The 12,520-nt window shown below is 66.1% G+C and carries 10 protein-coding genes; 3 read left to right on the forward strand and 7 right to left on the reverse strand.

Annotated features, from left to right (window positions below):
• Nucleotides 1-2 precede the first annotated feature (2 nt).
• The 3 genes from feoB to RMET_RS18545 all read right to left on the reverse strand — a co-directional run bounded on the left by feoB (nucleotide 3) and on the right by RMET_RS18545 (nucleotide 3,423).
• On the reverse strand, nucleotides 3-1,865 hold the full coding sequence (feoB, locus tag RMET_RS18535) for a ferrous iron transport protein B (RefSeq protein WP_011518098.1): 1,863 nt from the start codon (nucleotides 1,863-1,865) through the stop codon (nucleotides 3-5).
• Nucleotides 1,866-1,888: 23 nt separating this feature from the next.
• The gene (locus tag RMET_RS18540; RefSeq protein WP_011518099.1) at nucleotides 1,889-2,191 is read right to left on the reverse strand and encodes a FeoA family protein; all 303 of its coding nucleotides are present in this window, start codon (nucleotides 2,189-2,191) and stop codon (nucleotides 1,889-1,891) included.
• Nucleotides 2,192-2,529: 338 nt separating this feature from the next.
• Nucleotides 2,530-3,423, reverse strand: a complete 894-nt coding sequence (locus RMET_RS18545; protein ID WP_011518100.1) for a LysR substrate-binding domain-containing protein — start codon at nucleotides 3,421-3,423, stop codon at nucleotides 2,530-2,532.
• A 143-nt stretch (nucleotides 3,424-3,566) separates the two neighbouring features.
• On the opposite strand from RMET_RS18545, the gene RMET_RS18550 reads away from it, so the two are divergent.
• From RMET_RS18550 to RMET_RS18560, 3 genes are all read left to right on the forward strand, one after another.
• The gene (locus RMET_RS18550; RefSeq protein WP_011518101.1) at nucleotides 3,567-5,363 is read left to right on the forward strand and encodes an acyl-CoA dehydrogenase family protein; all 1,797 of its coding nucleotides are present in this window, start codon (nucleotides 3,567-3,569) and stop codon (nucleotides 5,361-5,363) included.
• A 109-nt stretch (nucleotides 5,364-5,472) separates the two neighbouring features.
• Nucleotides 5,473-6,471: a Bug family tripartite tricarboxylate transporter substrate binding protein gene (locus RMET_RS18555; RefSeq protein WP_029309838.1), complete on the forward strand. Its 999-nt coding sequence runs from the start codon at nucleotides 5,473-5,475 to the stop codon at nucleotides 6,469-6,471.
• Nucleotides 6,472-6,494: 23 nt separating this feature from the next.
• Complete coding sequence (locus RMET_RS18560) at nucleotides 6,495-7,634, forward strand: CaiB/BaiF CoA transferase family protein (RefSeq protein ID WP_011518103.1); 1,140 nt, start codon at nucleotides 6,495-6,497, stop codon at nucleotides 7,632-7,634.
• Nucleotides 7,635-7,708: 74 nt separating this feature from the next.
• Here RMET_RS18560 and RMET_RS18565 read toward each other — a convergent pair whose 3' ends face one another.
• Genes RMET_RS18565 through RMET_RS18580 form a run of 4 tightly spaced genes read right to left on the reverse strand, consistent with a single transcriptional unit; the run spans nucleotide 7,709 to nucleotide 12,402 of the window.
• Nucleotides 7,709-9,409: a lactate permease LctP family transporter gene (locus RMET_RS18565; protein ID WP_008646178.1), complete on the reverse strand. Its 1,701-nt coding sequence runs from the start codon at nucleotides 9,407-9,409 to the stop codon at nucleotides 7,709-7,711.
• A gap of 58 nt (nucleotides 9,410-9,467) precedes the next feature.
• Complete coding sequence (locus RMET_RS18570) at nucleotides 9,468-10,913, reverse strand: LutB/LldF family L-lactate oxidation iron-sulfur protein (protein ID WP_011518104.1); 1,446 nt, start codon at nucleotides 10,911-10,913, stop codon at nucleotides 9,468-9,470.
• Nucleotides 10,910-11,620 carry a LutC/YkgG family protein gene (locus tag RMET_RS18575; protein WP_011518105.1) on the reverse strand — a complete coding sequence of 237 codons (711 nt, stop codon included), beginning with the start codon at nucleotides 11,618-11,620 and terminating at the stop codon, nucleotides 10,910-10,912. The genes RMET_RS18570 and RMET_RS18575 overlap by 4 nt, the downstream gene beginning before the upstream one ends.
• On the reverse strand, nucleotides 11,617-12,402 hold the full coding sequence (locus RMET_RS18580; RefSeq protein WP_011518106.1) for a (Fe-S)-binding protein: 786 nt from the start codon (nucleotides 12,400-12,402) through the stop codon (nucleotides 11,617-11,619). The genes RMET_RS18575 and RMET_RS18580 overlap by 4 nt, the downstream gene beginning before the upstream one ends.
• Nucleotides 12,403-12,520: the final 118 nt, after the last annotated feature.

Below are 12,520 nucleotides of genomic sequence, written 5' to 3' on the forward strand. Positions count from 1 at the left end.
GTTCAACTGAACATCAACGCCACGCGGTACGTGATGAACGACGCGAGGTAGGCCAGCCCGCCCAGGTAGGCGACGGAGGCGGCCATCACCTTCCAGGAGTTGGTTTCGCGACGGATCACGGCGAGCGTGGAGATGCACTGCGGCGCGAAGACGTACCACGCCAGCAGCGACAGCGCGGTGGCCAGCGGCCACTGAGCGGCAATCATCGGTGCGAGCTGCGTGGCCACGGCGTCGTCGCTGCCGGACAGCGCGTAGACCGTACCCAGCGCGCCCACGGCGACTTCGCGGGCAGCCATGCCGGGCACCAGGGCGATACAGATCTGCCAGTTAAAGCCGATCGGGGCGAAGACATGTTCGAGCGCGCGCCCGATCATCCCCGCAAAGCTATAGTCGATCGCGGGCATGGTGGCGCCTTCGGGCGGTGACGGGAACGTCGCCAGGAACCACAGCAGCACCGTCATCGTCAGGATCACGCGGCCGACACGTGACAGGAAGATGCGGGCGCGTTCCCACAGGCCAATGGCGATGTCGCGCGGATTCGGCACGCGATACGCCGGCAATTCCATCAGCAGCGGATGCTCGGTGTGGTCGCGGCGGAACCACTTGAGCACGTATGCCACCAGCAGCGCGCTGACGATGCCGGCCACGTAGAGCACGAAGAGCACCAGGCCCTGCAGGTTGAACAATCCGGCCACCGTGCGTTCCGGGATGAATGCGGCGATCAGCAGCGCGTAGACAGGCAGGCGTGCCGAGCAGGTCATCAGCGGCGCCACGAGAATGGTCGTCAGCCGGTCGCGCGGGTCCTGGATCGTGCGCGTGGCCATGATCCCCGGAATCGCGCAGGCGAAGCTGGAGAGCAGGGGAATGAACGAGCGGCCGGACAGGCCCGCGCTCATCATCAGGCGGTCAAGCAGAAACGCCGCGCGCGGCAGGTAGCCCGATTCCTCGAGCGTCAGGATAAACAGGAACAGGAACAGGATCTGCGGCAGGAACACGATCACGCTGCCAACGCCCGCGATGATGCCGTCCACGATCAGGCTCTTGAGCATCCCGTCGGGCATCGTCGTGCCGACCAGCTCGCCGAACCAGTGCACGCCGGCCTCGATGCCGTCCATCAACGGCGTGGCCCACGAGAACACGGCCTGGAACATGAAGAACAGCAACACCGCCAGAATCGCCAGGCCGAAAACCGGGTGCAGCACCACGACGTCGAGCTTGTCCTCGAACTGCGCGGTGCGCGTGGGCATATTGACGGCGACGTCGAGCAGCCGCTTGACCTCGGCGTGCGTATCGAGCTCCGACACGCTATCGAGCGGCTGGGCCTGTGGCGCCGGTGGCAGCGTGTCGTCGAACAGCTTGATCAGCGATGCAGCGCCATCGTGCTTGACCGCGACGGTTTGCACCACTGGCACGCCAAGTTCACGCGACAGCGCTTCGCGATCGATCTTGATGCCGCGCCGTTCGGCGGCATCGCTCATGTTCAGCACCACCACCATCGGCACCCCAAGGCGGCGCAGTTCCAGCACGAAGCGCAGGTGCAGGCGCAGATTGGTGGCGGCCACCACGGACACGATCAGGTCCGGGCGTGTCTCGCCCGGGCGCTGGCCCAGGCAGACCTCGCGCGTGATGGCTTCATCCAGGCTGGCGGAGTCCAGGCTGTAGGCGCCCGGCAGGTCGAGGATGCGAACCGTGCGCCCGCCCGGAGACACAAACTGGCCTTCCTTGCGTTCGACGGTGACGCCCGCGTAGTTGGCCACCTTCTGGCGGCTGCCGGTGAGACGATTGAACAGTGCGGTCTTGCCGCAGTTGGGATTGCCTACCAGCGCAATGCGCAGGGCGGCGGTGGGATTCTGTGCGACTGACATGTGAGTGCGAAGAGGCAGGCCGGTTACGCGATGCGCTGCGATGGCGGCGCTTCGGTTTCGCCGGCTGGCGCGATGCTGGTCACGGTGGCGCTGGCCACTTCCACGGTGATGCGGGCGGCTTCCGAGCGGCGCAACGCGAATCGCGAGTAGCCAACCTGGGCAACGAGCGGATCCTTGCCGAACGGTCCGAACGCGATGATCTGCACGGTCTCGCCGGGCACGAAGCCCAGGTCGCGCAGACGGCGCGCAATGGGATCATGCGTGAATTCGTCATCCACGGATTTCACAACGGCGGCAGTGCGCCGGGGCAGTTCAGACAACCGCATATGCTTCCAGTCCAGGGGCGCGATCAGCGCCGCGCGGCAGGCTCGGAACCTGCCGGCTACGTAAATAGAAATCGTTCTCGATTGTATAGCATTCGTAGCCGTTTGGCGCTTTGACGGTGGTTTACCGCGCATCGCATATTGGGAAATCGACGACGATTTGCCCCCGGTAAACCCCCCTTATGTTCCGAATAACACAATTGCGGTATTGGTTGCGAAGTCGCCTCGGGGCTAAGCTGCAAGCACGCTGAACACCCCGTTCCACGCGTACTTCTCAAGCCACTGGCTTCGGCCAGTGGCTTCTTCTTTTGGCGTATTCCTGGCGCCTTCTTGCCGAGTGTCTAGATGTCGGCCACGCTGGCGGCCAGCCTGACCATTTCGACGAAATGGTCGCGTGCCGGGTGATCCGGCGCCTGCTTCCACACGCAATACACCTCCGAAGGCACGGTCGCATCCGCAAGTGGCCGAAACGCGGCGCCTGCCATGCCGGAGCGTGCCATCGCAGCTGGCACCACGGCAATCCCCATCCCCTGTGACACCAACGACACCACGGACAGCCAGTGCCGCACCTCATGGCGAATCTGGGGATAGAAGCCGTGCGCGGCGCACATATCGAAAATGCGGCTGTAGTAGTCGGGCGACGCCTTGCGGGAGAACAGGACGAATGGCTCGCCGCGTAAGTCAGTGAGCGCTACCGTATTCTGTTGGCCAAGCGGATGCTTGGCTGGCATGCAGCAGACGAACGGTTCGCGGTGCGCCAGCGTGGTGGCCAGCTCATCCGGCACGCGGCTGGTGTGGACAAAGCCCGCATCGAGTTCACCGTGCAAAAGTGCATCAATCTGCTCTTGTGAGTTCAGCTCTGTCAGGGCCACGTGGATGCCGGGATAGCGCGCCTGGAACTCCTTCAGGCGCTGGGGCAGCCCACGATAGAGCATCGACCCCACGAAGCCGACCCGCAGCCGTCCCACCGCGCCGGCCTCGATCTCCCGCGCCAGTAGCCGGGCTTCCTCGGCCTGCGCCAGTAGTGCCATGGCCGATTCCCGAAACGCGCGTCCGGCCGCGGTCAGGCGCACGCCACGGCTGTCACGCTCGAACAGCCGGGCGCCGACCGAGGCTTCGAGTTGCTGGATATTGAGCGATAGCGGCGGCTGCGAAATCGACAGTCGCCGTGCGGCGCGCCCGAAATGAAGTTCCTCGGCGAGCACAAGGAAGTAGCGCAGATGTCGGAATTCCATGGCGATACAAAATTTGTATTGATCGAGCCAATTTTAGAATTAGACACGAATCGTTGGGGTTTGAATAATGGACGCAAACCATCCCGCCCGACAGCCGCCCGACAGGCATCGTGTCCAGGACGGGGACTTCCAGGAGACGATTCATGCCGACCAGCGCCGCGCGCCCAGCCGCGTCCACCACCGCGTACCCCGAAGTTGCCGCGCATCCGGTGCCAGATCGCCATGGCGCGAGTCTGTTCACGGCCGATCCGGACCTGCGCGCGCTGCTGCCGCTCTACCTGCCTGCTGACCTGTTCAACCACCTGCTGCCGCACCTCGAGCGCATGGGCGCGCTGGCCGGCGGCGTGCTCGACGAACTGGCCAACGAGGCCGATCACGCGCCGCCCACGCTGTCGCACCGCATCCGCACCGGCCTGGATGCCCAGCGCATCCATAAGCATCCGTCCTACGTGGAACTGGAGCGCGTGGCGTTCTCGGAATTCGGGCTGGCTGCGGCGTCGCATCGCGGCGGCGTGCTCGGCTGGGACAAGCCAATGCCCCCTGCCGCGAAGTACGCACTGACCTACCTGTTCGTGCAGGCCGAATTCGGCCTGTGCTGCCCGCTGTCGATGACCGATTCGCTGACGCGCACGCTGCGCAAGTTCGGCGATCCGGCGCTGGTCGACCGCTTCCTGCCGAACCTGACCACGCAGGTGTTCGACGACCTTTACCAGGGCGCGATGTTCATGACCGAACAGGGGGCAGGCTCTGACGTCGCCGCCACGACCACCCGTGCGATTCGCGACGGCAACGCCGAGGGTGGCTGGCGTCTGGTGGGCGACAAGTGGTTCTGCTCGAATCCCGATGCCGCGCTGGCGATGGTGTTGGCGCGGGTGGAGGAAGCCGACGGTTCGGCCGTTGCCGGTATCAAGGGCGTCTCGCTGTTCCTGTTGCCGCGCACGCTGGCGGATGGCAGCGCCAACCACTTCCGCATCATCCGTCTCAAGGACAAGCTCGGCACACGCTCGATGGCTAGCGGCGAGATCCGGCTGGAGGGCGCGCACGCCTACATGGTTGGCGAACTGGGCCGTGGTTTCGTGCAGATGGCCGACATGATCAACAACTCGCGCCTGTCCAACGGCGTGCGCGCGGCCGGCCTGATGCGCCGGGCGTTGACCGAGGGCCAGTTCATCGCCCGCGAGCGCCGCGCGTTCGGCAAGCGCCTGGCGGACATGCCGCTGATGCGTCGCCAGTTGCTGAAGCTGACGCTGCCCACGGAGCAGGCGCGCACGATGGTGTTCCAGACTGCCGAAGCCCTGCGCCGTGCCGACGCGGGCGATGCCGACGCCTATCCGCTGATGCGCATCCTGACACCGCTGATCAAGTTCCGCGCCTGCCGAGACGCACGCAAGGTCACGGGTGATGCGATGGAGATCCGCGGCGGCTGCGGCTACATCGAGGAATGGAGCGACCCGCGCCTCGTGCGCGACGCGCATCTCGGTTCGATCTGGGAAGGCACGAGCAATATCGTCGCACTCGACGTGCTGCGCGCAATTCGCCGCGAGGGCTCGCTGCCCGTGTTGCAGGCACACCTGCAGGCGCTGCTTGGCGATACGCCGATGCACGCCACCGCGCGCGCCACGTTCGATCTGGCCCTGGCCAACACCGTCGCGCTGGCGACCCGTGCGGCAGAAGCCGGGGCCGATGGCGACGTGCTGGCGCGTCAGGCGGCTTCCGCGCTGTATCACGTGACCAGTGCCGTCGCCATGGCATGGGAAGCCGGCCAGATCGGTTCGGTTCGCCGGATGCGGCTGGCGCAGTTGGTGCTGGTGCATCGCGTGCTGCCGCAGGATCCGCTCGGCGGCGGCGTCGAGCCCGAGTGGCTGGCCGAAACCGTGGAGCCGCCCGCCGATGGCGTGGTGCGCGCGGCGGGGCCCGTGGACCAGATCAACGTGTTCTGACGGCTCACCCAGAGAACACCCAGGCAGTACGGTGCGCCCGCAACGGCGCACCTCGCGCGCCCGCGGCGCGCATTCCAAACATAAAAAGCTTTACCGGAGACAACACATCATGCCCCAATGGCACCGCCGCGCGGCCCTTGCCGCGCTGACCTCGTTGGTCGCCTGCACGTTCACGCTTACCACCACGCCGGCCTTCGCGCAGAAGGAATTCCCGAGCAAGCCCATCATGCTGGTGGTGACCTATCCGCCCGGCGGACCCACCGACGCGATGGCCCGCACGCTGGCCGCTGCGTTGAAGAACAGCCTTGGCCAGCCAGTGGTCGTGGAGAACCGCGCGGGTGCGGGCGGCAATATCGGCGCGGAAGTCGTCGCGCGTGCCGAGCCCGATGGCTACACGCTGATGTTCGGCACGTCGGCGCCGCTGGCCATCAACGTCAGCCTGTATCGCAAGATCAACTACGACCCGGTCAAGAGCTTCGCGCCGGTGATCCAGATCGGCCAACTGCCCAATGCGCTGGTGGTAAATCCGAGCGTGCCCGCGAAGAACGTGCAAGAGCTGATCGCGTACAGCAAGGCGCATCCGGGCAAGCTGTCCTATGCGTCGTCGGGCAATGGCGCATCGTCGCACCTGGCCGGCGTGCTGTTCAACAACCTGGCCGGCACCGACTTCCAGCATGTGCCATACAAGGGCACCGGCCCGGCGCTCAATGATCTGCTGGGTGGGCAGGTCAGCATGACGTTCACCGATGTGCTGACCGCGCTGCCGTTCATCAAGAGCGGCAAGGTGCGTGCGCTCGGGGTGACCACGAAAGGGCGTTCGCAGGCATTGCCCGATGTGCCCACCGTGGCGGAACAGGGTGTTGCCGGCTTCGATGTTTCGGTATTCTTCGGAGTGGTAGCACCTGCAGGTACGCCACCGGAAGTCATCCGCAAGCTCAATCACGCATTTGCCGATGCGTTGGCACAGCCAGACGTGCGCAAGACGCTGCTGGCACAGGGGCTGGAGTTCGCGCCGGCCACCACGCCAGAGCAGCTTGGTGGCTTCGTGAAGTCGGAAGTCGGCAAATGGCGTTCCGTGGTGCAGAAGTCGGGCGCGCAGCTCGACTGATCATGACAAGAACAGGAGGAGACATGACGCCACTCACACCCGGCGCGCTGGCAGGCATTCGCGTAGTCGATCTGTCGCGCATTCTGGGCGGCCCGCTTTGCGGCCAGATCCTCGGCGATCACGGCGCGGACGTACTCAAGATCGAGCCTCCGCAGGGCGATGACACACGCACCTGGGGGCCGCCGTTCCGCGATGGCGTGGCGTCGTACTACTTCGGCCTCAATCGCAACAAGCGCATCATGAAGCTGGACCTGACGGCCGACACCGACCGCGAAGTCTTGCTGACGCTGCTGGCCGATGCCGACGTGCTGATCGAGAACTTCAAGACCGGCACGCTCGAGAAATGGGGCCTTGGTTTCGATGTGCTGTCGCAGCGCTTCCCCCGGCTCGTGCATTGCCGCGTGTCGGGCTTCGGCGCCGATGGTCCGCTGGGTGGACTGCCGGGTTATGACGCGGCGATCCAGGCGATGGCCGGCATCATGAGCATCAACGGCGAGGCCGACCGAGAACCGCTGCGCGTTGGTTTGCCCGTGGTGGACATGGTCACTGGTCTGAACGCCGCGCTGGGCGTGCTGCTGGCATTGCAGGAGCGCGAACGCAGCGGCCGTGGGCAGTTCGTGGAATCGGCGCTATATGACTCGGGCCTGTCGCTGCTGCATCCCCATGCGGCCAACTGGTTCATGAGTGGCAAGACGCCCGGGCGCACCGGTAACGCGCATCCGAACATCTACCCGTACGACACGGTGGCCACCGCGACCGATCCGATCTTCCTTGCCGTCGGTAACGACCGGCAATTCCGCATCCTGTGCGAGTACCTCGGCGTGGCGGAGCTGGCCGACGACGAACGCTTTGCAACGGCAGGCGCGCGCTCGGTCAATCGGGCGCAATTGAAGGGCACGCTGGAATCGAAGCTGGCCACGTGGGACGGCAAGGCGCTGGCCGACGAACTGTCTGCGGCCGGTGTACCGTGCGCACCGGTGTTGTCGGTGCCCGATGCACTGACGCATCCGCATACCGCCCATCGCGAGATGGTGGTGGAGATGCCCGGCGGTTACAAGGGCCTGGGCGCTCCGGTCAAACTGAGCCGCACGCCGGCGACGTACCGGTATGCACCGCTGACCGAAGGCAACCAGTTCCTGCCGCGCGAGGCGGCGAACGATTGAGTTGGGTGCCAACCGTTGGTATGCGCCCCCCTCTCCCGGCGGGAGAGGGGGGGCAAAAACACCCTCACCGCTTCCTACCCCGGAATCATCCCCGTCAGCCAGTACGCCTGGATCATCGTGATCACACCCACGATCGCCGCGAACAGCAGGCTGTGCTTCACGGTGAAGCGGAACAGTTCTGACTCCTTGCCGACCAGACCCGTCGCCGCGCAAGCCACCGCGATCGATTGCGGCGAGATCATCTTGCCGGTCACGCCGCCCGTGGTGTTGGCGGCCACCAGCAGCGTGTCCGATACGCCGATCTGATGCGCGGTCGTATGCTGCAGCGAGCAGAACAGCGCGTTCGACGACGTATCCGAGCCGGTCAGGAACACCCCCAGCCAGCCCAGCAGCGGCGAGAAGAACGGGAACGCCGCGCCGGTTCCGGCCAGCAGCAGCGCCAGCGTCGATGACATACCGGAGTAGTTGGCGACGAACGCGAACGCCAGTACCAGACCGATCGAGGCGATCGGGCGGCGCAGTTCCAGCAGCGTTTCCTTGAAGGTGGTGATGGCATCGCTCGGCTTCATGCGCAGCAGCACTGCCGAGATGATGGCGGTCAGCAGGATCGCGGTACCGACGGCCGACAGCAGGTCGAGCTTCAGCACGGCCTCATAGGGCTTGGGCGATGCCACGATCGGGGCGCTCTTGATCACGAGCTGGTCGAGCATCGGCACCTTGAACTTCAGTACCGTTCCCGCCAGCGCGCCGTTGCCGGCGAACAGTGCCTTGAACGGTGCCAGGCTCCAGACCGTGACGATGGCGGTCAGGATGCCGAACGGCGCCCATGCGCGCACGGTCTGGCCGAACGTGTAGGGCGATGCTTTGCGGCTCGCGGGCGCACCCATACCGCCACCGAACCCGGCCATCGCCACAGTGCCGCCGGCCGCAACCGTGCCACCAGCCGCTTGCGATGCCGAGCGCGGTTGCCACACACGCAGGAACGCGGCGAGCGAGATCAGACTGACCAGTGCCGACGTGATGTCCGGCAGCTCGGGCCCGATGTGGTTCGACGTGAAGTACTGCGTGACGGCGAAGCTGCCACCGACGACCAGCGCAGCGGGCCAGGTCTCGCGCACGCCCTTGGCGCCATCCATCATGAACACCAGCCAGAACGGCACGGCCAGCGACAGCAGCGGCAATTGGCGGCCCGCCATCGCGCCGATATGCATCGGGTCGATGCCCGTGACCTGTCCGGCCACGATGATCGGAATGCCCATCGCGCCAAACGCCACCGGCGCGGTGTTCGCGATCAGGCAGAGCCCGGCCGCATAGAGCGGGTTGAACCCGAGCCCGACCAGCAGCGCGGCGGTAATCGCCACCGGTGCGCCGAAGCCCGCCGCACCTTCCAGGAACGCCCCGAAGGCAAAGCCGATCAGCAGCATCTGCAGGCGCTGGTCATCGGTGATCGACAGCACCGACGCGCGGATGACGTCGAACTGCCCGGTCTTGACCACGATCTTGTAGAGGAACACCGCGGTGACGATGATCCACGCGATTGGCCACAGGCCATAGGCAAAGCCGAAGCCGGCCGCGGCAAATGCCTGCTGCGCGGGCATCCCGTACGCGAAGATCGCCACAGCCAGCGCCAGTGCCAGCGTGACGGCCGCCGCCACATGGCCCTTCATGCGCAGTACCGCGAGTGCGACGAAGAAAAACAGGATGGGTATCGCCGCCGCGAGCGCGGACAGCCAGAGGCTGCCCAGCGGCGTATAGATCTGGGTCCAGGGTTGCATCTGGAAGTCTCCTTGGTGGTTTGTCTGAGTTCTTTTGGTGGGATGCCGCGCGATGCCGCTACTCGGGCTGGTTGCGTGCGTCGAGCAGGTCGGAAAGGCTCTTTGGCGCCGGCGTCAGTGGCTTGCGATGCTGCGTCCAGCCCATTTGCCGCGATGGCGTCAGCGCTCGCAGCCGCGTGGCGGCCCAGCGGAACAGGCGGTACGTGGTGGGATGGGCGAACGCGCCGCTCCAGAAGCGCCACACCAGGTGCTCGCGGCGACTGAACTTCGCGCCTTGGCCCTTGAGCGGGTGCGGCACGGCCTCGTCGGGGTTGCGGTTCGCCTCAGTGCGCAATCGCACCAGCAGCTGCGGAATCGGAATGCGCACGGGACAGACCTCGCCGCACGCGCCACACAGGCTCGATGCCGTTGCCAGATCGGCCGTGGCGTCGAGGCCGAGCAGGTGGGGCGAGATGATCTTGCCGATCGGTCCCGGATAAGTCGTGCCGTAGGCATGACCGCCGATGCGCGTGTAGACCGGGCAGTGGTTCATGCACGCGCCGCAGCGAATGCACTGCAGCGTGGCGCGTAGCTGCTCGTCGGCGTATGCCTGGCTGCGGCCGTTGTCGAGCAGCACCAGATGGACTTCGCGCGGACCGTCCTGCTCATGCGGCTTGCGTGGGCTCGAGATCAGGTTGAAGTAGGTGGTGATGGGCTGCCCGGTCGCGGAACGCGTCAGCAGGCTGGAGAGCGGCACGATGTGCGACAGCTTCGCCACCACCTTCTCCATCCCCATGACGGCGATATGCACGTCGGGCACCGTGGTGGAAAGACGGCCGTTGCCCTCGTTCTCCACCAGCCACAGCGTGCCGGTGTCCGCCGCCGCGAAGTTGACGCCGGACAGGCCGATATCGGCCTCGACGAACGCCTGGCGCAGCGCGCGGCGGCCGGTCTGGATCAGCGCATCCACGTCTTCCGTGTACGGCGTATCGGGGATGTGTTGCTCGAACAGCGTCGCGATATCGGCCTTGGTCTTGTGGATCGCCGGCATCACGATGTGCGATGGCTTCTCGCCGGCCAGCTGGACGATGTACTCGCCCATGTCCGATTCGATGCAGTCGATGCCGCGCTCGGCCAGGTAATGGTTGAGTTCCATCTCCTCGCTGGCCATCGACTTGCCCTTGATCACGCGCCGGGCGGCGTGGCCCTGGGCGATCCGCAGGATGATCGCGTTGGCTTCATCGGCGGTCTCGGCCCAGTGGACCTGCACGCCGGCTGCGGTCAGATTGCCTTCGAGTTCGACCAGCAGGTCGGGCAGATTGGCCAGCGCGTGCTGGCGGATGGCTTCGCCGAGGTCGCGCAGGTGCTCGAGTTCGTCACCGTCGGGGAACTGCACGGCCCGCTTCTGCTGGAGGAAGTCCATAGCGCCGCGAAAGCTCTTGCGCAGCTTGGGATCGTCGAGCGCGGCGCGCGCGCGGGCGCGAAAGTCCTCGGTGGGAACGAAATGCAGGGGTTGCTGGCTCATCGCGCGGCTTCTCCGTCGGTCACGATCACGACCCACAGCCTGCGTGGGCCGTGCGCGCCGTAGGCCAGCGTTTGCTGGATGTCAGAGGTCTTGGACGGGCCGGAGACCATCACCAGATTGGTCGGCATGCCGTCCAACCAGCGCTCGGCTCGCGCGGCGGCATGAAGGTCGGGGTGCAGCGCCGATGCGTAGACCAGTGCGATATGCGTGGGCGGCACCAGCGACATCGTGCGTGGCGATCCGGCATCGGGCGCCAGCACCAGCGTGCCGGTAGCGGCCAGCCCGGAGCGGGCCACGGTGAAGCCGGCATCGACGGTATCGAACAGTTCCGCTTTCCATGCTTCCAGCGGACGATCGAACGTTACGGTGTCGATGCTGGATGGCAGCGCCCGCGCAAGTGCGGCGCCTTCGGGGCGATCGCGGTCGAGCAGCAGTCGGCGCACGCCTTCGTCCGCCAGCCGCCGCGCGACCCATGCGGGCCAGCTTGCCGCGTCGGTGCAGATCACGTCGGCGTGGGAGGCAGTCAAGGCGGCCTGCATCGAGGCGACCATCGCGTCGATCGATGGTGCCTGACCACGGCGGCTATCGAAATGGTCGTCGATCCGCCGGTCCAGTTTCTGGGTGTCTCCGCTCAGCGTCGCACCGGAAGCGGGCGCGGCGGCACGCAGCCGCCCGATCATGCGCTCGCGCGCGCTCATCGTCGTCATTCGGCACCTCCAGTGCGGCGCCACAGGAACGAAGCCAGATGCTCGACCGGCAGCGGCGCGCCGGTGTGGGCGGCCGCATGGCCGATATTGAGCAGGCAGCCGCAATCGGCGGAGACGAGTCGGTCGCACCCGGTGGCGCAGGCGGAGGCCACCTTGTCGCGCACCATCGCGCCGGAGATATCGGCGTGCTTGAGCGAGAACGTGCCGCCGAAGCCGCAGCATTCGGACTCGTGCTCATGCTCGACGCGTGTCACCCCGGGTAGCGCGTCCAGCAACGCCACGCCGTGGGCGCGGGTGCCCATTTCCCGGCGTGCCGCGCAGGACGTATGCAGCACCACGCGCTCGTGCGGCGCGTCGGCGGGCGTGGCGTCGAAGCGCACATGAAGCACATTGAGCAGGAATTCTGCGAGTTCGTAGACGCGGGAGGCAATGTCACGGGCCAGTGCAGCGGCGTCAGGGTCGCTGGGGTCGTCGGCGAACAGCGTAGGCCAGTGATGACGCATCATGCCGGCGCACGAGCCGGACGGCACGATGATCGGCCAGGGTTCCCGGAACAGGTCCAGCTGCGCACGGGCGACCTTGCGAGCCTGCTCGGGGTTGCCGCTGCTGTACGCCGGCTGGCCGCAGCAGCTTTGTCCGCGTGGAAAGTGAACGGTCAGGCCTTCGCGCTCGAGCAATCGCACGGCATCCAGACCGGCCTGCGGAACGAAGAGATCAACGAGGCACGTGCCGAACAGGTACACCTGCTGTGGCGCGGTGGTGGGGTACTGCCTGGATTCCATTTGTCAGTCTCCGGATGGCGGCGCAACCTGCCCGGCAAGGCGCTGCGACATTTTTGGGCGCATAATTCCCGCTCTCGCGCCGGAGCACAAATTGGTTGGACCAGTTGCCGGAACGACC

The organism is Cupriavidus metallidurans CH34 (genome assembly GCF_000196015.1).
In the GTDB taxonomy this organism is placed as follows: domain Bacteria; phylum Pseudomonadota; class Gammaproteobacteria; order Burkholderiales; family Burkholderiaceae; genus Cupriavidus; species Cupriavidus metallidurans.

Bases quoted from the DNA above. Each gene is read 5' to 3' on its own strand.
- feoB (WP_011518098.1), bottom strand. From the start codon at position 1,865: ATGTCAGTCGCACAGAATCCCACCGCCGCCCTGCGCATTGCGCTGGTA.
- RMET_RS18540 (WP_011518099.1), bottom strand. From the start codon at position 2,191: ATGCGGTTGTCTGAACTGCCCCGGCGCACTGCCGCCGTTGTGAAATCC.
- RMET_RS18545 (WP_011518100.1), bottom strand. From the start codon at position 3,423: ATGGAATTCCGACATCTGCGCTACTTCCTTGTGCTCGCCGAGGAACTT.
- RMET_RS18550 (WP_011518101.1), top strand. From the start codon at position 3,567: ATGCCGACCAGCGCCGCGCGCCCAGCCGCGTCCACCACCGCGTACCCC.
- RMET_RS18555 (WP_029309838.1), top strand. From the start codon at position 5,473: ATGCCCCAATGGCACCGCCGCGCGGCCCTTGCCGCGCTGACCTCGTTG.
- RMET_RS18560 (WP_011518103.1), top strand. From the start codon at position 6,495: ATGACGCCACTCACACCCGGCGCGCTGGCAGGCATTCGCGTAGTCGAT.
- RMET_RS18565 (WP_008646178.1), bottom strand. From the start codon at position 9,409: ATGCAACCCTGGACCCAGATCTATACGCCGCTGGGCAGCCTCTGGCTG.
- RMET_RS18570 (WP_011518104.1), bottom strand. From the start codon at position 10,913: ATGAGCCAGCAACCCCTGCATTTCGTTCCCACCGAGGACTTTCGCGCC.
- RMET_RS18575 (WP_011518105.1), bottom strand. From the start codon at position 11,620: ATGACGACGATGAGCGCGCGCGAGCGCATGATCGGGCGGCTGCGTGCC.
- RMET_RS18580 (WP_011518106.1), bottom strand. From the start codon at position 12,402: ATGGAATCCAGGCAGTACCCCACCACCGCGCCACAGCAGGTGTACCTG.